This window comes from Zeimonas sediminis (assembly GCF_023721795.1).
Classification (GTDB): Bacteria; Pseudomonadota; Gammaproteobacteria; order Burkholderiales; family Burkholderiaceae_E; genus Zeimonas; species Zeimonas sediminis.
The window spans coordinates 243,383-262,604 of the sequence record NZ_JAMQYE010000002.1 but is presented as its reverse complement, the minus strand read 5'-3'; the positions used below and the strand labels follow the sequence as shown (position 1 = coordinate 262,604).

The 19,222-nt window shown below is 74.0% G+C and carries 13 protein-coding genes; 11 read left to right on the top strand and 2 right to left on the bottom strand.

Annotated features, from left to right (window positions below; all coding sequences use genetic code 11):
• Positions 1–3: 3 nt before the first annotated feature.
• From M6I34_RS16645 to M6I34_RS16635, 3 genes are read left to right on the top strand one after another with little or no spacing between them, the layout of a single operon-like run.
• Positions 4–969, top strand: a complete 966-nt coding sequence (locus M6I34_RS16645; protein ID WP_272486932.1) for a 2-hydroxyacid dehydrogenase — start codon at positions 4–6, stop codon at positions 967–969.
• 20 nt (positions 970–989) lie between these two features.
• The gene (locus tag M6I34_RS16640; protein ID WP_272486931.1) at positions 990–1,265 is read left to right on the top strand and encodes a polyhydroxyalkanoic acid system family protein; all 276 of its coding nucleotides are present in this window, start codon (positions 990–992) and stop codon (positions 1,263–1,265) included.
• A 31-nt stretch (positions 1,266–1,296) separates the two neighbouring features.
• Positions 1,297–2,559 carry a putative Na+/H+ antiporter gene (locus M6I34_RS16635; RefSeq protein ID WP_272486930.1) on the top strand — a complete coding sequence of 421 codons (1,263 nt, stop codon included), beginning with the start codon at positions 1,297–1,299 and terminating at the stop codon, positions 2,557–2,559.
• A 61-nt stretch (positions 2,560–2,620) separates the two neighbouring features.
• On the opposite strand, the gene M6I34_RS16630 is transcribed toward M6I34_RS16635, so the two are convergent.
• Positions 2,621–2,878, bottom strand: a complete 258-nt coding sequence (locus tag M6I34_RS16630; RefSeq protein ID WP_272486929.1) for an acyl-CoA-binding protein — start codon at positions 2,876–2,878, stop codon at positions 2,621–2,623.
• Positions 2,879–2,976: 98 nt separating this feature from the next.
• Between M6I34_RS16630 and M6I34_RS16625 the strand changes: the two genes are divergently transcribed.
• The 6 genes from M6I34_RS16625 to M6I34_RS16600 are packed head-to-tail and all read left to right on the top strand — an operon-like array spanning position 2,977 to position 15,437.
• Entirely contained in the window at positions 2,977–3,438 is a 462-nt protein-coding gene (locus M6I34_RS16625) for a hypothetical protein (protein ID WP_272486928.1), read from the top strand.
• A 43-nt stretch (positions 3,439–3,481) separates the two neighbouring features.
• On the top strand, positions 3,482–6,937 hold the full coding sequence (locus M6I34_RS16620) for an exodeoxyribonuclease V subunit gamma (protein ID WP_272486927.1): 3,456 nt from the start codon (positions 3,482–3,484) through the stop codon (positions 6,935–6,937).
• Positions 6,934–10,785, top strand: coding sequence for a UvrD-helicase domain-containing protein (locus M6I34_RS16615; protein ID WP_272486926.1), 3,852 nt, complete (start codon positions 6,934–6,936; stop codon positions 10,783–10,785). The genes M6I34_RS16620 and M6I34_RS16615 overlap by 4 nt, the downstream gene beginning before the upstream one ends.
• Positions 10,782–12,569, top strand: a complete 1,788-nt coding sequence (locus tag M6I34_RS16610; RefSeq protein ID WP_272486925.1) for an AAA family ATPase — start codon at positions 10,782–10,784, stop codon at positions 12,567–12,569. Before M6I34_RS16615 ends, M6I34_RS16610 begins: the two co-directional genes overlap by 4 nt.
• A complete protein-coding gene (locus tag M6I34_RS16605) occupies positions 12,566–14,407 on the top strand; it encodes a SulP family inorganic anion transporter (RefSeq protein WP_272486924.1) in 1,842 nt (613 codons plus the stop codon). Before M6I34_RS16610 ends, M6I34_RS16605 begins: the two co-directional genes overlap by 4 nt.
• Before the next feature lie 55 nt (positions 14,408–14,462).
• Positions 14,463–15,437, top strand: a complete 975-nt coding sequence (locus M6I34_RS16600; RefSeq protein ID WP_272486923.1) for an NAD(P)H-dependent flavin oxidoreductase — start codon at positions 14,463–14,465, stop codon at positions 15,435–15,437.
• Between the two features lie 25 nt (positions 15,438–15,462).
• Here M6I34_RS16600 and M6I34_RS16595 read toward each other — a convergent pair whose 3' ends face one another.
• Positions 15,463–16,563 carry a GlxA family transcriptional regulator gene (locus M6I34_RS16595; RefSeq protein ID WP_272486922.1) on the bottom strand — a complete coding sequence of 367 codons (1,101 nt, stop codon included), beginning with the start codon at positions 16,561–16,563 and terminating at the stop codon, positions 15,463–15,465.
• Positions 16,564–16,659: 96 nt separating this feature from the next.
• On the opposite strand from M6I34_RS16595, the gene M6I34_RS16590 reads away from it, so the two are divergent.
• Together M6I34_RS16590 and M6I34_RS16585 are read left to right on the top strand one after the other, a co-directional pair.
• Entirely contained in the window at positions 16,660–17,652 is a 993-nt protein-coding gene (locus tag M6I34_RS16590; protein ID WP_272486921.1) for a Bug family tripartite tricarboxylate transporter substrate binding protein, read from the top strand.
• A gap of 3 nt (positions 17,653–17,655) precedes the next feature.
• The gene (locus M6I34_RS16585; protein ID WP_272486920.1) at positions 17,656–19,197 is read left to right on the top strand and encodes a M81 family metallopeptidase; all 1,542 of its coding nucleotides are present in this window, start codon (positions 17,656–17,658) and stop codon (positions 19,195–19,197) included.
• Positions 19,198–19,222 lie beyond the last annotated feature (25 nt).

Sequence of the window (19,222 nt, the reverse complement as noted above, 5' to 3'; positions counted from 1 at the left end):
TCGATGGGCGCCAGGCCGAAGCTGCTGATCACGCGCAGGATCTTCCCCGAGGTGCTCGAGCGCCTCGACGCGAATTTCGACATCGTGTCCAATCAGGCCGACGACGAGTGGTCGGCGGCCGACCTGCTGGCGCGCGTCGCCGACCGCGACGCGCTGTTCGTCGTCGCGTCCGACCGCGTCGACCGCGCGCTGCTCGACGCCGCGCCGAAGCTGCGCGTCGTGTCGACCGGTTCGGTCGGCTACAACCACATCGACCTCGCCGCCTGCAAGGCGCGCGGCATCGCGGTCGGCAACACGCCCGAGGTGCTCACCGAGGCCACTGCCGACATGGCCTGGACGCTGCTGATGGCGGCCGCCCGGCGCGTGTCGGAGTCCGAGCGCTGGCTGCGCGACGGCCAGTGGAAGCGCTGGGCCTTCGACCAGTTCCTCGGCGCCGACCTGTTCCGCAGCACGCTCGGCATCATCGGCATGGGCCGCATCGGCTCCGCGGTGGCCCGCCGCGCGCGCGGCTTCGAGATGACCGTGCTCTACAGCAACCGCAGCAGGGCGGCCAACGAGGCCGAGGTCGGCGCGCAGTACGTTGAGCGCGACGAGCTGCTGGCGCGCGCCGACCACGTCGTGCTGGTCCTGCCCTACTCGCAGGCCACCCACCACACGATCGGCGAGCGCGAGCTGTCGCTGATGAAGCCCACCGCCACCCTGGTCAACATCGCGCGCGGCGGCATCGTCGACGACGCTGCGCTCGCGCGCGCGCTGAAGGCGGGGCGCATCGCGGCGGCCGGGCTCGACGTCTACGAGAACGAGCCCGCGCTGAATCCCGAACTGCTCGACGCGCCCGGCGTCGTGCTGACCCCGCACATCGGCAGCGCGACCCGCAGTTCCCGGGTCGGCATGGCCATGCTCGCGGCCGACAACCTGATCGCCTTCTTCGAAGGCAGGCCGATGCCGGCGCAGGTGCCGCTCGGCTGACGCGAACGGAGGGACCGGCGATGTCGAAGATCCACCTGCAGAGGCCCCACGTCCTCGGTCTCGACGGCGCGCGCCAGGCGGTGCAGCGCGTCGCCGACGAGATGACCGCGAAGTACGGGCTGCAGTGCGAATGGGCCGGGGACGTCCTGAGCTTCTCGCGCGCCGGGGTGTCCGGAACCCTGGCGGTCGCCGAAGCGGAGATCCTGCTCGAGGCCGAGCTCGGCGTCCTGCTGTCGGCCTTCAGGCCGCGGATCGAAGAGCAGCTTCAGAAGAACTTCGACCACTACTTCAGCTAGGAACGCGCGGGCGCGCTCGCCGGAGACCATCTTGACCGAAGCCACCCCGGCGCAGATCGTCGGCGCCGTCCTGTTCGCCGTCGCGCTCGTCCACACCTTCTCGGCGAAGTTCTTCGAGAAGCTCGCCCATCGCCATCCCGCCCACTCCGGCGTGCTGCACATGCTCGGCGAGGTCGAGATCGTGTTCGGCTTCTGGGCGATGGTGCTGGTGGCCTTCATCGCGATCGTCGGCGGCCCGCACCGGGCGCTCGAGTACCTGGATTCGCGCAACTTCACCGAGCCGATGTTCGTGTTCGTGATCATGGTCGTGGCGGCGAGCCGCCCGATCCTGCGCTTCGCCCAGGGCTCCGTGGCGCTCGCCTCGCGGGCCATGCCGATGCCCAGGCCGATGGCCACCTACTTCGTCGCGCTGTCGCTGGTGCCGCTGCTCGGCTCCTTCATCACCGAGCCGGCCGCGATGACGCTGGCGGCGCTGCTGCTGCGCGACCGCTACTACGCCACCGGCATGCTGTCGACGCGGCTGAAGTACGCGACGATCGGCGTGCTGTTCGTCAACGTCTCGATCGGAGGCACGCTGACGCCGTACGCGGCGCCGCCGGTGCTGATGGTCGCCGGCAAGTGGGACTGGGACCTCTGGTTCATGCTCACGCACTTCGGCTGGCGATCGGCGCTGGCCGTCGTGGTCAACGCGCTCGGGGTCACCCTGCTGTTCGCCCGCGAGCTGCGCAACCTGAAGCTGGCGGGCGACGAGAAGGTCGAGGGCGTGCCGCTGCCGCTGATGCTCGTGCACCTCGCGTGCCTGGTCGGCGTGGTGCTGGGCGCCCACCATCCGGTCGTGTTCGTCGGGCTCTTCCTGTTCTTCATGGGCATCGCCAGCGCCTATCCGCGCTGGCAGGACCGCCTGATCCTGCGCGAGGGCCTGCTGGTCGCATTCTTCCTGGCCGGCCTGGTGGTGCTGGGCGGCTACCAGCAATGGTGGCTGCAGCCGCTGCTGTCGTCGATGAGCCCCACCGCCGTCTACTACGGCGCCACCGCGCTGACCGCGATCACCGACAACGCGGCGCTGACCTACCTCGGGTCCCTGGTCGGCGGGCTGACCGACGAGTTCAAGTACGCGCTGGTCGCCGGCGCGGTGACCGGCGGGGGCCTGACGGTGATCGCGAACGCGCCGAACCCGGCCGGCTACTCGATCCTGAAGAGCCGCTTCGAGGACGAGGAGATCAGCGCGCTGGGCCTGCTGGCCTCGGCGGCAGTGCCCACGCTGGTGGCGATCGCGGCCTTCCGGCTGATTTGACGGGAGTCGGCCGCGACGGCAGGGCGGCCCGGATGGACGCGCGGCGGCGTCGGCGGGGGCGTCAGCCCTTCAGGTCGTCGACCAGCGCGATGTAACGCTGCATCGCGTCGGGCGCGCTGGTTCCCTTCAGCGCGGCCCAGGCGTCCCACTTGGCGCGGCCGACCATGTCGGTGAAGCCGGGTCGCTCGCCCTCGACGTCGCCGCTGCTCGCCTGCTTGTAGAGCGCGTACAGGCGCAGCAGCGTCATGTTGTCGGGACGCTCGGTCAGGGCCTTGGAATCGGCCACCGCCTGCTCGAACTGCTTCTGGAGATCCGCCATCTTCGCGCTCCACCGATCCGGGTCGTTGCCGGGCCTATGATATCAACCGGTATCCCTGCCCGGACGAACACGGGCACTGGCGAAACGGTGGAGCGACGATGAGGGAAGTCTGGCTGTTGGCGCATCTGGTCGCCGTCGTGGTCTGGATCGGCGGCATGTTCTTCGCGCATTTCTGCATGCGCCCGGCGGCGGTCGCCAGGCTGGAGCCGCCGCAGCGGCTCCCGTTCATGTCGGCAGCGCTCGGGCGGTTCTTCACCGCCGTCGCATGGTCGCTGGTTCTGCTCTGGGGCAGCGGCATCGCGATGTTCGCGCAGTTCTCGATGGCGGGCGGCAAGCCGCCGCTGTCCTGGAACCTGATGGCGGCGATCGCGGTGGTGATGACCGCGGTGTTCGCGGTGATCTGGCTGCGCAGGCATCCGGCGATGCAGTCGGCGCTCGCCGCCGGCGAGCTCAAGGCGGCGGCCGCCGCCCTCGACGGCATTCGCAGGCTGGTCACGCTGAACCTCGCGCTGGGCTTCGCCACGATCGCGGTCGCGACCGTCGGCCGGCTCGCCAACTGAGTCGCCGCGCCTCGCGCCCGGTTCCTTCGCCGCCGCCGCGCCGATGCCGCTGTCGATCCGCTTCGACAACCGACTCGACCGCCTTGCCGATGCGCTGATCGAGCGGGTCGCGGCCCCGGCTGCCGGCCATCCGCTCGCGCTGCACCCGGTCATCGTGCCGAGCGTGGGCGTCGGGCGCTGGCTGCAGCAGCGGGTCGCCGCGCGCCTCGGCGTGTGCGCCAGGCTCGAGCCCGAGCTGCCGGGCCGCCTGCTCTGGCGATGGCTGCGCGAGCTGATGCCCGCGCTGCCTGCCCGGTCGCCCTTCGAGCCGGAGGTGGTCCGCTGGCGCCTGCTCGCGATGTTCGATGCGTTGCCCGAAGACGAGGCCGCGCTCGCGCCGCTGCGCGAGCGGGTGGCCGGCGCGCCGGCGCGGCAGCGGCTGGCGGTGGCGACCGAGGTCGCGGGGCTGTTCGATCGCTATCTCGCCTGGCGGCGCGACTGGCTAGAGCGCTGGCGGCGCGGCGAGCCCGCGGCAGGGGCGCAGGCCGACCTGGGTCCGCACGAGGCCTGGCAGGCCTGGCTCTGGCGAGGCCTGCTCGATTCGATGCCCGGGCTCGCCGACGAGCATCCCTACGAGCGGCTCGAGCGGCTGGTGCTCGAGGACCCCGGCGCGGTGCGCGCCGCGCTCGGCGGGCGCCGCGTCAGCCTGTTCGGGATGCCGGGCATGTCGCCGGCCCAGTTCGCGCTGTTCGGACTGCTCGGCGAGGTCGCCGACGTGGCGTTCTTCGCGCCCGATCCGTGCCGCGAGTGGTGGGAGGACCTGGCCGACAGCCGCCAGCGCGCCAGGGTGCTCGCCGAGCGGCCCGACCAGGCCTGGCTGTACGACGGCGAGCCCGCCGTGCTGGGCGACTGGGGACGCGCGCAGCGCGACTTCGTCGCGCAGGTCGCCGCGCTGCAGGAGCGCTTCGGCGTGCAGGCGAGCGAGCCGTTTCGCGAGCTCGACGATCCCGACGGGCGCGCCGACGATCCGCCCGGCTGCCTCCGGGCGCTCAGGCAGTCGGTGTTCCTGCGCAGCGACGCGCCCTGGCAGCGGGTGCCCGGCCCCGACCACTCGATCGTCGTGCACGCGGCGCACAGCGCGACGCGGCAGGCCGAGGTGCTGCACGACTACCTGCTCGACTGCTTCGCGCGTCTGCCCGGGCTGCACCCGTCGGAGGTGGCGGTGTTCTGCGCCGACATCGAGAGCGCCGCGCCCGCGATCGACGCGGTCTTCTCCACTGTCGGCGAGGCCCGCCGCATCCCGGTGTCGATCTCCGGCCTGCCGCCCGGGACCGAGCCGCTGCTGCGCGCCGCGCGCGAGCTGCTGGAACTCGCCGGGCCCGGGCCGTCGCTGCCCGCCGTCGAGGCCTGGCTGCTGAACCCGGCGGTGGCCGAGGCGACCGGCCTCTCGGCCGACGACGTGGCCGAGCTGGTGCGGGTGTTCGACGCGGCGGGCGCGCGCTGGGGCCTCGACGCCTCCGACGGAGCGGTCAAGCACGGCTGGCGGGATGCGATCGACCGGCTGCTGATCGGGGCCGCGGTCTCGGACGAGCTGCCGCTGGTTGCGGGCATGGCGCCGGTGCAGGGCCTGCGCGGCAGCCGGGCCTTGCGCATCGAGCCGGTGCTCCGGCTGCTCGACACGCTCGCGTCGCTGCGCGCGTTCGCCGGGCGCGAGCGCCCGGTCGCGCAGTGGTGCGAACGTTTCGCCGCGGCGGTCGAGCGGATCTTCGGCCGCACCCGCCGGCACGAGGCGGCGCTCGCGCGGCTTCGCGAAGCGCTGGGCGGGCTGGCCGAAGCCGCCCGCGAGGCGGCCGAGGGCCCGACCTGGCCGGCCGGCGGCGAGGGCGCGCGGGGTGGCGAAACGCCGCGAATCGACGGCAGGGCCTTCGCGCTGGCGCTCGACGAGGCGCTTCGCGCATCGGCGCCGGCCGCCACCGCATCGGGGGCGGTCAGCGTCTGCCCGCTCGGATCTCTGCGTGGCGTGCCCTTCAGGGTGGTCTGCCTGTTCGGAATGGACGAGGGCGTCTTTCCGCGCCGCGGTGCGCGGGCGGAGGCCGACCTGATGCCGCGTGCGCCACGCTTCGGCGATCGCTTTCCCCGCACCGACGAGCGGGGCGTCTTCCTCGACGCGGTGCTCGCCGCACAGGACCGGCTCGCGATCCTGTTCCGCGGTCGCGACGTTCGCGACGACGCCCCGCTGAATCCCTCGCCGGTGGTCCTGGAGCTGATGGGCTGGCTGCGCGAGCGGCTCGGGCTCGACGCGCAGGCGCCGGCCCGGCGCAGGATGCCGGCCACCGCCGACGCGTCGACGATCGTCGAGCATCCGCTGCATCCCTTTTCGCCGCGGGCCTTCGCGCCGGCGCTCGGCGGCAGCCACGCGCGCGAGTGGCTGGGCGCCGCCGTCGCGCTGGCCGCGCCCTTCGCGGCGAGGGCCCGGCAGGCGGGGCCGGTGCGCGAGACCGGGGCGCAGCCGCAGATTCGCCCCGCTGCCGGCGCGACCGCGACCGCGGACGCGGGGGCGGTGCCGGAAGCCGGCCCGCTCGCCCTGGACGAATTGCGCTCGGCCCTCGCCGACCCGATTCCGTTCTGGCTGCGCCGACGGATCGGGGCGAGCCTGCCGTCGCTCGCGCCGCAGGCCGATGCCCGCGAGCCGCTGTGGCCGCGCGACGCCGACGACCGCGACCTGCTGGGGGCCACGGCGCGCCGTCTGCTGGCCGGCGAGGACCCGGCGCGCGTCGAATCGCTGCTGTGCGCCGCGCCGCGCACCGCCGGCGGCGCGGTCGGCGAACGACAGGCGCGCGCGATCGTCGAGCATGCGCTCGGGCTGGTCGAGCGTGCCGGCGGAGCGCAGTCGAGCCGGTCGGCCGAGATCGAGGTCGCGCTGGCGGACGGCCCGGCGATCCGCGCAAGGCTGCCGTTGCCTGCGCCCGACGGCCGCCTGCGTATCGTCAGCGGCTTTCCGCTCAATCTGCACGGCCTGGTCGAGGCCTGGCTCGCGCACGCGCTGATCGCGGCATGGCTGGGCGCCGACGACACCGCGGCGGCGGTGTCCGGCGGCGCGCCTCGCCGACCGCCGGGCCTCGCGCTGGCCGAGACCGTCGTCGCGGCGCCCGATGCGACCGCCGTCGTGCGGATCGACGACCCGGTCGCCGCGCTCCGGCACGCGGTCGACGCGGTCGACGCGATCCTCGCCGGGCCGCCGGCGGCCTTCCCTCGCGCCTGGCTCGCGGCGTGGCGCGAGTCGAGGCAGGGCGGGCCGCTTTCCTCCTGCCTCGACGCCGACCCCGAGCGCGCCGCAAAGCTGCTGCGCACGCTGCGCAACGCGATCGTCGGCGGGCCGTGGGCGGCAGGCGAGCTCGACAAGCCCTGGCAGGCCGTGTTCTGGCGCGACGCCGAGCCCGACCTGCGCAGGGTCGTGTCGGACGGCGACAGGCTCTGGGCGCCGGTGGTGGCCGGCATCGCGATCGAGGTGCTGCGGTGAGCACGCCGGCCGCGCTCGACGCCCATCCCGTCTTCGATCCGGGAATCCTGCGCGGTTTCCACTTGCTGGAATCCGATGCGGGCACCGGCAAGACCTGGACGATCGCCGGCCTCGTCGTGCGAGCGCTCGTCGAGGAAGGGCTGGAGATCGACAGGATCCTGGTCGTCACGTTCACCAACGCGGCGACCGCCGAGCTGGCGGCGCGCATCCGCGAGCGGATCGCCGCGATGGCCGCGCTGCTCGAGGCGTCGATCGCCGGCGCGCCGTCGCCGGTCGACGAGCTGTTCTGCCGCGAGTACCTCGCGCGAATCGACGATCGCGAGGCCGCGCTCAGGCGGCTGCGGATCGCGCACGCGCGGATCGACGAGGCGGCGGTTCGAACGATCCACGGCTTCTGCCAGCGCGTCATCGACGAGCACGGGCTGACGATCGGCCTGGCCGGCGGCGTCGAGGTCGGCGAGGGCGACGACGGCTGGATCGATGCGATGGTCGACGACTGGTGGCGCCGCCGCGTGGTGCCGGCAGACGCCGCCGGGCTCGCGCTGCTCGCCGAGAGCGGCGTGGACCCCGAGTCGCTCGCGCGGCGGGTCCGGGCGATCCACGAGAACCCCGACGCGCTGCGCGCGGTCCCGGCCGGCGACTGGCGGGCGCTGTCGGTCGAGATGTCCGGGCTGCGCGCGCGGCTGGCCGCCGCGCTGGCGGCCGAGGCGGCGCCGCTGCTCGACTGGATCGGTGCCAAGGGCAACGTCAGCGGGAAGTTCTTCCAGTCCGGCTGGACACGGGGCTGGCTGGCGAAGCTGGCCGACTGGGCGAATCGGCCGGCCGGCGTGCCGATGACCCGCAGCGCGCGCGGGAAGTTCGCCGATACGGTCGGCAAGCTGGCGCGCGACCGATTCGAGCAGGCGCTGGCAGGCCGGCCGATGCCGGCGTACGCGCTGCCCGATCTCTGCAGCGAGCTGCTCGGCCTGTTGCCCCGCTGCGACGACGTCGCTGCCGAACTTGCCGAGGAGGTCTGGCGCGACGGCGAGCCGCGCCGGCTCGCGCGCCGCACCGGCGGCGAGCGGCTGGCCTTCGACGATCTGCTCGCGATCGTCCACGACGCGCTCGACGCGCCGGGATCCGGCGCCAGGCTCGCGCGCGCGCTGCGCGAGCGCTACCCGCTCGCGCTGATCGACGAATGCCAGGACACCGACGCCAGGCAGTGGGCGATCTTCCGCCGGATCCATCTCGACGGGCCGGGCGCGCCCGGCGGCGGGAGCCATGGAGGCCTGGTGCTGGTCGGCGACCCGAAGCAGGCGATCTACGCGTTCCGCGGGGCCGACGTCTACTCCTACCTCGAGGCGCGCGACGCCGGCCCGGCCGGGCACGCGCTGCGCGAGAACCAGCGATCGGTGCCGGGCCTGGTCGAGGCGGTCAACGCGCTGTTCGAAGCCGGCGACGCCTTCGGCGTGCCCGGGATCGAGTTCCGGGCGGCTCGCGTCGGCACCCGCAGGCGCAGGGCCCTGGCGGGCGGCGAGGGCGGCGACGACCGGGCCGTCGCGGGTGCGCCGCGCGCGCCGCTCACCGTGCTCCGGCTGGCCGGCGGGCCCGGCGGCGCGGCGCTTTCGGCCGATCGCGCCGGCGACCTGGCGGTGGCGGCCACGGTGGCCGAGATCGGCCGCCTGCTGGCAGCGGGCCTGAGGCTCGACGACGCGCCGGTCGCGCCCTCCGACATCGCGGTGCTGGTCGATTCTCACCGCCAGGGCAGCCTGGTCAAGCGCGCGCTCGGCGCGGTCGGCATCGGGGCGGTCGAGGTTTCCCGCGAGCGGGTGGTGGACTCGGCGCAGGCCGAGGAGCTGGCGCGCTGGCTGGCGGCGGTCGCCGAGCCGGCCGACGGCGGCCTGGTCCGTGCGGCCCTGCTGGCGACGCCGGCGGGGCTGGACGCGGCGTCGCTCGAGGCGCTGCCGGCCGAGCCCGCGCGCTGGAATGCCTGGGTGGAGCGCTTCTCCGACTGCCGCGACACCTGGGCGCGACGCGGTCCGCAGGCGGCGCTGCGCGGCCTGCTGTTCGGCAGCGGCGCCGCGGCGCGGTTGGCCGGTCTGCGCGACGGCGAGCGGCGGCTGACCAACTTCCTGCACCTGTTCGAGTTGATCGCGGCGTCGCACGAGGCCGCCCAGGGGCCGCGCCAGGCCTGGCGCTGGCTGATGCGCGAGCGCGGCAGCGATGCGCGGGGCGGCGAGGCGCTCGAGCTGCGCCTGGACAGCGACGAGAACCTGGTGCGGATCCTCACGGTCCACAAGAGCAAGGGGCTCGAGTTCCCGTTCGTGTTCCTGCCCTTCGCCTGGCAAGGCCGGGAGGCGAAGGCCGAAGCGCCCTTCGTCCATCATCCGGACCCGGCCCCGGGCCCCGACCGCGCCGCCCGAAGGCGGCCGGTGCTGGAGTTGTCCGACCGCCCCGCCGACGAGGCGGTCGCCCAGCGCATGCACGAGATCCGGGCCGAATCGGTTCGCCGGCTCTACGTGGCGCTGACGCGCGCCGAGCAGCGCTGCTACCTGCTGTGGGGGCCGGTCGACGCGGCGGCCGACGCGCCGCTCGCCGGGCGCCTCGCCGCGCTGGGCGGCTTCGCCGGCGATCCGGAGAGATCCGGCGATCCGGTCGTGCTGTCCGGCGCGGTCGAGGCCTGGCGCGACGCGGCGCCGGGCGGCAGCGTGGCGGTGGTCGATCTCGCGGCGGCCGGGCTGCCGTTCACGGCCGAGGCCAAGGCGGGCGCCGCTGCCGAAGAGGACGTCGCCGCCGACGCGGACGCCATCGTTGCCGGCAGCCGCACGCCTGCCTCGATGCCGGTCGTCCGGGGGTTCCAGGGGCCGATTCCGGCGCCGTGGATCCGGACCAGCTTCAGCGCGCTCGCGCAGCGCATCGCCGACGCGGGGGGCCGGACGGATGCCGGGACCGGGCCGGTCGCCGACGAGCGTCCCGATCACGATCAGGTCGATGCCGGCGGGATCGGCGCCGGATACGAGGCCGGCATCGCCGAGCCCGAAGGCGGCAGCGCCGAATCCGAGGCCGGCATCGCCGAATCCGAGGCGACCCCGGGCTCCGGGGCGCCCGGCGAGGGGCGGGAGGCGGCAGAAGCCTCGGGGCAGGCGCTGCGCTTCGCCTTTCCCGCCGGGGCGCGCGCGGGCAGTTGCCTGCACGGCATCCTCGAGCACTGCGAGTTCGGCGCGCCGATCGATCGCCGCCTGGTGTCGGCGCAACTCGGCCGGGCCGGTTTCCCGCTTTCCGCGACCGAGGGCGTGGCCGGCTGGCTCGACGAGGTCCTCGACACCGGGCTGCGCGCACCCGGCGACGGCCGCGCGGTCTCGCTTCGCGGGATCGATTCCCGCGCCGCGGTGCGCGAGATGGATTTCCTGCTGCCCGGGCGCGACGTCGACGATCGCGCGCTGGTCGAGGCGGTCGCCGGCGAGTACCCGGTCGACGCGCTGGTCGCCGGCTCGCGCTGGAGCGGCTTTCTGCGCGGCTTCATCGATCTCGTGTTCGAGCAGGACGGCCGCTGGTACGTGCTCGACTGGAAGAGCAACCGGCTCGGCGGCGGCTTCGCCGACTACGGCGCGCCGGCGCTCGACGCGGCGATGCGCGACCACGCCTACTCGCTGCAGGCCTGCCTGTACCTGCTGGTGCTGCATCGCTTCCTGCGCCGGCGCCTGGCCGGCTACGACTGGGACCGGCACGTCGGCGGCGCCTTCTGGGTGTTCCTGCGCGGCGTGCGGCCGTCGCCCCCGGGCGGGTCGGTGCCCGGCGTGCACGCGAGCAAGCCGTCCCGGGCGCTGATCGAGCGCCTCGACCGGCTGTTCGACGGGGAGGCGCGATGAACGGGGCACGCGGGCAGCCCGGCGCGCCCGGCGCGCTCGTCGCCGAGGCCTTCGCGCAGGCGGTGCTTCGCCTGCACCGCACCGGCGCGGAGGTCGATCCTGGCAGCGAGGCGCCGATCGCCCGCTGGGCCCGCCGGGCCTGGCTGGCCGCCGCCGACGGCCACGCCTTCGTGCCGGTCGACGACCCGGACGAGCGCGCGCGCCTGGCGGCGAGCCCCGCCGTGGCGGCAGCGGCCGGCGCCGCGCCGGTGGTCGCTCCGCTGGTCCTGGACGGCGCCGCGCTGTACCTGCACCGGCTCTGGCGGGCCGAATCGGTGCTGGCCGAGCGGCTGGTCGCCCTCGACGCTGCGGCGCCGGTGGCAGACGCCGCCGCGCTCGATGCGGCGCTCGACGCGGCCGCGCCGCAAGCCGAGGTCGATCCGCTGCAGCGCGAGGCGATCCGCACCGCGCTGACTCGGCGGCTCGCGATCGTCACCGGCGGCCCGGGCACCGGCAAGACCACGACGATGGCCCGCCTGCTGGTCGCTTTCTCCCGGCTGGCGCCCGGCGCGCGCGTGGCGATCGCTGCGCCGACCGGCAAGGCCGCCGCGCGGCTCGCGCAGGCGCTCGCAGGCCAGCTCGCGCACCTCGATCCCGAGGGCGCGCTGGCCGGGCGGCTTCCGGCCACCGGGATGACCGTGCACCGCCTGCTCGGCTTGCGCGGCGACGAGGCACGGGCCGCCCCGGGCGCGGTTCGTCACGACCTGGTGATCGTCGACGAGGCGTCGATGCTCGACCTGGAGCTCGCGCGCGCGATGGTCGAATCGCTGCCCGACGGCGGGCGGCTGGTGCTCGCCGGCGACCGCGACCAGCTGGCGTCGGTCGAGGCGGGCGCGGCATTCGCCGAGGCCTGCGCGAGCGGGCTGGCCGCGGTCGTCAGGCTGGAGCGCAATTACCGTCAGTCGTCGGTTCCCGGCCTGACCGCCTTCTCGGGCTGGCTTCGCGACCGCTGGACCCGCGGCGAGGCCGCATCGCCGCCGCCCGTCGTCGAGGGCGTGGCCTTGCACGGCCCGGCCTCGGCGGCGGCGATCGCCGAGCAGGCGATGGCCGCGTGGGCGACGGCGCTCGCCGCGCTGGCCGACGGCGAGCCGGCCGAACGGATCCTCTCCGCCTTCGACGCCCACCGCGTCCTGTGCGCGCTGCGCGACGGTCCGCTCGGGGTCGCGGCGATCAATGCTGCGGTCGCGGCCCGGCTCAGGCGCCGCGTCGGCGCACCGGCCGGCGCCATCTGGTATATCGGCAGGATCGTGATCGTCAACCGCAACCGCCCGGAGCTCGGCCTTTTCAACGGCGACGTCGGCCTGTGCCTGCCCGACCCGTCGGCGGCAGGCGAGGACGCGGGCGCGCGAGGCGCATCGACCGGGCCCGCGTCGCCGCTGGCCGTCGTCTTCGACGCCGGTGGATCGCTGCGCTGGCTGCCGGTCAGGCAGATGCCGGCGCACGACGATGCCTTCGCGATCACGGTCCACAAGTCGCAGGGTTCCGAGTTCGACTCGGTGGCGCTCGTGCCGGCGCCGCCGGCCCACGGGCTCAACAACCGCGAGCTGCTCTACACCGGCGCCACCCGCGCCCGCAAGCGGGTCGAGGTCTGGGCCGATGCCGCCGCGCTCGAAGACGGCGCGCGCCGCCGCACCGACCGCCACGGGCGGCTCGCCGATCGCATCGCCGCGCTGCTGGCCACGCCCGCCGCGACGGCCTCGGCCGACGCATCCGCCGCGGCCGGCGGCGAGGGAGCGGGCCGATGAGCCGCCGCCTGCTGCTGGCGCGCCTGTTCCCGCCGCTGCGCTGGTGGCACCTGGTCGACCGCAGCAGCCTGCCGCGCGACCTGGTCGCCGGCGCGATCGGCGCGCTGATCGTGCTGCCGCAGGGCATCGCGTTCGCGACGCTCGCGGGGGTGGCGCCCGAGTACGGGCTCTACGCGGCCATGGTGCCGACCGTCGTGGCCGCGCTGTTCGGGTCCTCGCTGCACACGGTGTCCGGCCCCACCAACGCGGTGTCGATCATGACCTTCGCGGCGCTGGCCTCGCTCGCGGTGCCGGGCAGTCCCGAGTACCTGAGGCTCGCGTTCACGCTGGCCTTCCTGATGGGCTCGTTCATGCTGCTGCTGGGCCTGCTGCGGCTGGGCACGCTGGTCAATTTCATTTCGCAGCCGGTGATCGTGGGCTTCATGGCGGGCGCCGGCCTGCTGATCGTCGTCAGCCAGTTGCCGGCGCTGCTCGGCTTGCCGGCCGAGCCGGGCGGCGGCATCGCGGGCGCGCTGGCGCAGGTGGCGGCGCAGGCCGCGCAGATCGAGCCCGGCGCGCTGACCGTCGCCGCGGTCACGGTCGCCGCCGGGCTCGGCTGTCGCCGCTGGCGGCCGCGCTGGCCGCACATCGTGGTCGCGATGCTGGCGGGCACCGCCGCGGCAGCGGCGTTCGATGCGCTGGCGCGGGTCTCGGACGGCGATAGCGGCCTGCGCTATCTCGACGCGATCCCGCGCGGCCTGCCGCCGCTGTCCTGGCCGCTGCACGACCTGGCGAGCCTCGGCGAACTGTTCGGCCTGGCGGTGGCGCTGTCGATCGTGGCGCTCACGCAGTCCGTGTCGATCGCGCGCGCGGTGGCGTTGCGCTCGGGCCAGCGGATCGACGGCAACCAGGAGTTCATCGGGCAGGGCCTGTCGAACATCGCCGCGGGTTTCTTCTCGGGCCTGCCGGTCAGCGCCTCGGTGAACCGCTCGGGGCCGAATTTCGAGGCGGGCGCAGTCACGCCGCTGGCCGCCGTGTTCTCGGCGCTGGTGCTGGCGGCGATCGTCGTGGCCTTCGCACCGGCGGTCCGCTGGCTGCCGCAGCCGGCGATCGCCGCGGTCCTGCTGCTGGCGGCGATCTCGCTGATCGACGTGCGCCGGATCCGGCAGACGATGGCCGCCAGCCGCTCGGAAGGCGGCGTGCTTCTGCTCACGCTGGCCGCCACGCTGGTGCTGCGGCTCGACGTGGCGGTGCTCAGCGGCGTCGCCGCCTCGCTGGTCTTCTACCTGAACCGCACCTCGCGCCCGGTGATGCGCAGTCAGGTGCCCGACGTGCGAGACCCGGCCCGTACCTTCGTGCCGCTCGACAAGGATCGGCAGGAATGCCCGCAGCTGAAGATGCTCACGATCGAGGGATCGATCTACTTCGGCGCGGTCGACCACGTTGCCACGCACCTCGACATCCTGCGCGAGATCTCGCCCGACCAGAAGCACCTGCTGCTGCTGGCCAGGAACATGAACTTCGTCGACGTGGCCGGCGCGTCGCTGCTCGCGCAGGAGGCGGCGCGACGCCGGGCCGGCGGCGGACGCCTGTACCTGCACGGCCTGCGCCAGAACGCCGAGTCCCTCATGCGCCGCGCGGGCCTGCTGGAGGCGATCGGCGAGGAGAATCTCTTCCCGACCAAGGACCAGGCGATCGCCGCGATCTACGAGCGGCTCGATCGGCAGGTGTGCGCGCGTTGCAGCGCCCGGATCTTCTACGAGTGCCAGGCCGCCGCGCAGGCGGTGCGCGACGAACGGGAGCGCGAGGAGCGGGATGAGCGGGATGAGCGGGGCGAGGCCTCCCCGAACGGCGGCTGAGCCCTCGGCCAGCGGTTAAGATCCGCGGCTCGCCCCACCACCTGCAGAGTTCCCGATGTCGCTTCCCCCGATCCTGCGCGACCGCCTGCGCCTGCCCGTCGTCGGCTCGCCGATGTTCATCGTCTCCAATCCCGAACTGGTGATCGCGCAGTGCAAGGCCGGCATCGTCGGTTCGTTCCCGGCGCTGAACGCGCGGCCGAAGGAGGCCTTCGCGCAGTGGCTCGAGCGGATCGAGGCCGAGCTCGCCGAGCACGACCGCCGGCACCCGGACGCGCCCTCCGCGCCCTATGCGGTGAACATGATCGTGCACCGGTCGAACGACCGGCTCGAGCACGATCTCGAAGTGCTGGTGAAGCACAAGGTGCCGATCGTCATCACCTCGCTGGGCGCGCGGCCCGAGGTCAACGAGGCGGTCCACTCGTACGGCGGCATCGTGCTGCACGACGTCATCGACGACACGTTCGCGCGCAAGGCGATCGAGAAGGGCGCCGACGGGCTGATCGCGGTCGCGGCGGGCGCCGGCGGCCACGCCGGCGTGCAGTCCCCGTTCGCGCTGGTGCAGGAGATCCGCGGCTGGTTCGACGGCCCGCTGCTCTTGTCGGGCTGCATCGCGCGCGGCGATGCGATCGTGGCGGCGCTGGCCATGGGCGCCGATCTCGCCTACATCGGCTCGCCGTTCATCGCCACCGTGGAGGCCAACGCGCCCGAGGCGTACAAGCAGATGATCGTCGAAAGCGGCGCGCAGGACATCGTGTACACCGACTACTTCTCCGGCGTGCACGGCAACTACCTGAAGCCGTCGATCCGGGCCGCCGGGCTGGATCCCGAGGCGCTCGACAGCCGCAATGCGAACCGGATGAACTTCGGCAGCGAGCGCGAGAAGCCCAAGACCTGGAGCCAGATCTGGGGCGCCGGCCAGGGAATCGGCGCGGTCGACGCGATCGTGCCCGCCGGCGAGCTGGTCGACCGCCTGCGCCGCGAGTATCGCAAGCGGCTCGACGAGATCGCCGCGCTGGCGAAGGCGGCCTGAGCCGCCGGCCCGCGCGGCGGCCGCCTCAGGCGCGCAGGTCGCGGCCCCACTCGCGCCGGCGGTCGCGCAGCCGGAACTTCTCGCGATAGGCCGACGGCGTCATGCCGGTCGACTTCTCGAAGACACGCCGGAACATGGCCGTGTCGCGATAGCCGCACAGCTCGGCGATGCCGTCCACCGGCAGGTAGGAGGTCTCCAGCAGCATGCGCGCGCGCATGGCGCGCACCTCGTGCAGGTACTGGAGCGGGGTCGTGCCGAGCGCGGCCCGGAAGTGCCGCAGCAGCGAGCGGCTGCTGGTCGCCGCGGCCCGGGCGGTTTCCTCCAGGCTGTAGGGCCGGTCGAGGTGGTCCTCGAGCCAGCGGCGGGCCCGCTCCAGCGTGCCGGCGCCGATCCGCGTCGTGCTGGTCGCGGCGACCTGCCCCGACAGCCGCTGCCGCTCGCGCGAGTGCAGCAGCACATGGCCGACCGAGTCGGACAGCGCCTGCAGACCGAGCTCCCTGAGCACCGACACCATGGCCTCGGTGACCAGAGCCGGCGAGTCGCAGGTCCATATCCGGTCGCGGCAGATCCATCCCTCGCCGGCCTCCAGCCTGAGCAGCGGCGCCTGCCGCTTGACCGACTGGACGAACGGCCAGGGCACGACCGCGTCGCGGCCGTCGAGCAGGCCCGCGGCGCCCAGCATCGCCACGCCCGTGTAGATGCCCAGCACATGGCCGCCGGACTCGTGGACCTCGCGCACTCGGGCGATGGCGGCGCGGTCCCTGCGGACCAGTGCGTCGAGGTGCGGGCCGTTGCGCGCCTGCCAGCCCGGCACGATCAGGAGGTCGGCCGCGCGGCCGCGCGCGCCCGATGCGGGCAGGTTTCGCGGGGCCGCCTTGCCGTCCGGTCTTCGCCACTGCCAGTGCACGGCCGCCGACCGCCGGCCTCGCATCGACGCGAGGATGTTGGCGATCGCCATCACGTCGATCGCTGCCATTGCCGGGCCGTGCATCGCGTCGTCGCAGGCGAGGATCTCGACCCGGAGCGGGCGGCGCGGCGGCGGTGCCTGTTCGCCTGACCCATGGCCCGGCCTGGCGGCGCGCGCCGCGCGTGGAGACGTGACCGGCTTCGGGACGGGCTTGGACATGGTGGCGATTCTGCCATGCAGCTTGGCGAAAATGCCTCTTACCACGAAGTCTCGCCCGGTTCAGGATCGCGGTGCATTCCAGCGAGGAGACCACCCATGACGAACCGGACCACCCGACGCCACTTCTTCGCGGTCGCCGCCGCTTCCGCCGTCGCTGCCGCGCTTCACGGCGCCGCGCTCGCGCAGCCGGCCTGGCCGTCGCGGCCGATCACGCTGATCGTGCCCTACAACGCCGGCGGCGCGTCCGACTTCGGTGCCCGGCTGATCGCTTCCGATCTCTCGAGCCGGCTCGGCCAGCCGGTGATCGTCGAGAACGTCGCGGGCGCCGGCGGCGCGCTCGGCGTGCAGAGGCTGCTTCGCGCCGAGACCGACGGGCACACGCTGCTCTACGGCAGCCTCAGCGAAACGGTGATGGTGCCGATCGTCAACGCGGCCGCGGCGCGCTACCGCAGCCAGGACCTGCTGCCGATCGCGATGACCGGAAAGACACCGGTGGCGTTCGTGACGCGCCCGGACTTCCCGGCCAATACGATGGACGAACTGGTCGCGATGCTGCGCAAGCGCCCCGGCGGTCTCACCTACGGATCGCCCGGCGTGGGCACCTTCCAGCACGTGATGGCCGAGACCGTGAAGGCGCGCACCGCCACCTTCATGGTCCACATCCCTTATCGCGGCGGCTCGAACATCGTCAACGACGTCGTCTCCGGGCAGATCGACGTCGGCGTGACCACCGCGCCCAACGTCGCACCGCTGGTCGGCGCCGGCCGGATCAAGGCGCTGGGCGTGTCGTCGCGCGAGCGCATCCCGGCGCTGAAGGACACGCAGTCCTTCGGCGAGACCGAATCGCTGAAGTCGCTCGACCTGCAGACCTGGGGCATGGTCTTCGCGCGCTCGGGCACCCCGGACGCCGTGGTGCGCAGGCTCAACGCGGCGATCAACGAGGTCCTGATGCAGCCGAAGACCCAGGCGACCCTGCAGAAGGCCGGCGCAGCGCTGGCCCGGCCGCTGTCGGTCGAGGAGGCGAAGGCCTTCTTCGAGGCCGAGGCCGCCGCCTACCGGCCGATCGCCGAACGCATCAAGCCGGAGTGAGCGATGTCCGCCTCGAAGTCGCGCGCCGGCGCGCCCCGGGTGGGCATCGCGGGCTTCTTCATCGAGTGCAACCGCTGGTCGCCGGTCACCACGCGCGAGTCCTTCGAACAGGCCATCGATCTCGCCGGTGAGGCGCTCGCAGAGCAGTTTCGGGCGGCCGCGCCGCGCACGCTGCCAGACCTCGCCGGCTTCATCGATCGCATGGACCAGGGCGGCGACTGGACGCCGGTCGCGCTCAGGATGGCTGCCGCCCAGCCCGGCGGGCCGGTCGATCACGCCTACTTCGAGTCGCTGGTCGCCGACATCGAATCGAGGCTGCGCGCGGCGATGCCGCTGGACGCGCTGTTCGTCTCCTCGCACGGCGCGGCGCTGACCACCCGGGTCGACGACCCCGACGGCGAATTCTTCGCGCGGCTGCGCGCAGTCGTGGGGCCCGACGTCCCGATCGTCGCGGTCTTCGACCTGCACACCAACGTGTCGCGCAGGATGACCGATGCGCTGTCGGCCTTCGTCGCCTATCGCACCAATCCGCACGTCGACCTGCGCGAGCGGGGCGAAGAGGCTGCGGCCCATTTGCTGACCCTGCTGGCCAAGGGGCCCGGGGTCGTCGAGATGGTCAAGCTGCCGCTGGTGCCGCCGGCGACCTCGCAGCTGATCGCGCCGGGCAGCGTCTACGCCGAGCTGGTCGAGATCGGCCAGTCGCGCGTGGGCGGCGACGTCCTGAACGTGTCGATGTGCGGCGGCTTCGCGCTGGCGGACTGCACGAAGTGCGGCTTCTCGGTGGTCGTCTCTGCCGCGCGCGGCGCGCGCGACCTGGCCAGGCGCACGGCGCAGGCGCTCGCCGGCGAGGTCTGGGCGCGTCGCGGGCGATTCGAGTCGCGGCTGACGCCGCTGGCCGAGGCGGTCTCGGCGGCCGTGGAAGCAGGACAATGCGCTGCGCTGCCGCCGCTGATCCTCGCCGACGTCGCCGACAATCCCGGCGGCGGCGGCGGCGGCAACACCGTCACGCTGCTGCGCGCCTTGCTGCAGGCGGGCGCCGCCGGCGTGGTCTGCGGCGTGCAGACCGATGCGGCGCTCGCCGCCGAGGCCCGGGAACTCGGTGCGGGGGCCCGGTTCGTGGCCCGCTTCAATCGCGACTGCGAGGCCGACCGCTTCGCCGAGCCCTTCGAGTGGCCGGCCCGGGTGCTGGCCACGAGCGACGGCCGATTCGTCGGCAAGCGCGGTCTGCTGGCCGGCTCCGCGTTCGAGATGGGGCCCTCGGTGCTGCTCGAGCTCGACGGCATCCGGGTCGCGGTGATCTCGAAGCGGCAGCAGCTTCTCGACCCGGCACAGCTGGAGGCGCTCGGCGTCGACACGAGCCAGGTGCGCACGCTGGTCGTCAAGAGCCGCGGGCACTTCCGCGCCGCGTTCGACGGCTTCGCACCGCCCGACAGGATCCTCGAGGTGGACTGCCCGGGGCTCACGACGCCCAATCTCAAGACCCTGCCCTGGACCCGGATGCCGCGGCCCGTCTGGCCGATCGACGACGAAGTCCGCTGGCCCTGAACCCGCGGCCGGCCGCGCGGCTCGG

Excerpts from the sequence above, each read along its gene's own strand:
- M6I34_RS16585 (WP_272486920.1), top strand. The coding sequence starts at position 17,656 with ATGTCCGCCTCGAAGTCGCGCGCCGGCGCGCCCCGGGTGGGCATCGCG.
- M6I34_RS16590 (WP_272486921.1), top strand. The coding sequence starts at position 16,660 with ATGACGAACCGGACCACCCGACGCCACTTCTTCGCGGTCGCCGCCGCT.
- M6I34_RS16605 (WP_272486924.1), top strand. The coding sequence starts at position 12,566 with ATGAGCCGCCGCCTGCTGCTGGCGCGCCTGTTCCCGCCGCTGCGCTGG.
- M6I34_RS16630 (WP_272486929.1), bottom strand. The coding sequence starts at position 2,878 with ATGGCGGATCTCCAGAAGCAGTTCGAGCAGGCGGTGGCCGATTCCAAG.
- M6I34_RS16625 (WP_272486928.1), top strand. The coding sequence starts at position 2,977 with ATGAGGGAAGTCTGGCTGTTGGCGCATCTGGTCGCCGTCGTGGTCTGG.
- M6I34_RS16645 (WP_272486932.1), top strand. The coding sequence starts at position 4 with ATGGGCGCCAGGCCGAAGCTGCTGATCACGCGCAGGATCTTCCCCGAG.
- M6I34_RS16600 (WP_272486923.1), top strand. The coding sequence starts at position 14,463 with ATGTCGCTTCCCCCGATCCTGCGCGACCGCCTGCGCCTGCCCGTCGTC.
- M6I34_RS16595 (WP_272486922.1), bottom strand. The coding sequence starts at position 16,563 with ATGTCCAAGCCCGTCCCGAAGCCGGTCACGTCTCCACGCGCGGCGCGC.
- M6I34_RS16620 (WP_272486927.1), top strand. The coding sequence starts at position 3,482 with ATGCCGCTGTCGATCCGCTTCGACAACCGACTCGACCGCCTTGCCGAT.
- M6I34_RS16640 (WP_272486931.1), top strand. The coding sequence starts at position 990 with ATGTCGAAGATCCACCTGCAGAGGCCCCACGTCCTCGGTCTCGACGGC.
- M6I34_RS16610 (WP_272486925.1), top strand. The coding sequence starts at position 10,782 with ATGAACGGGGCACGCGGGCAGCCCGGCGCGCCCGGCGCGCTCGTCGCC.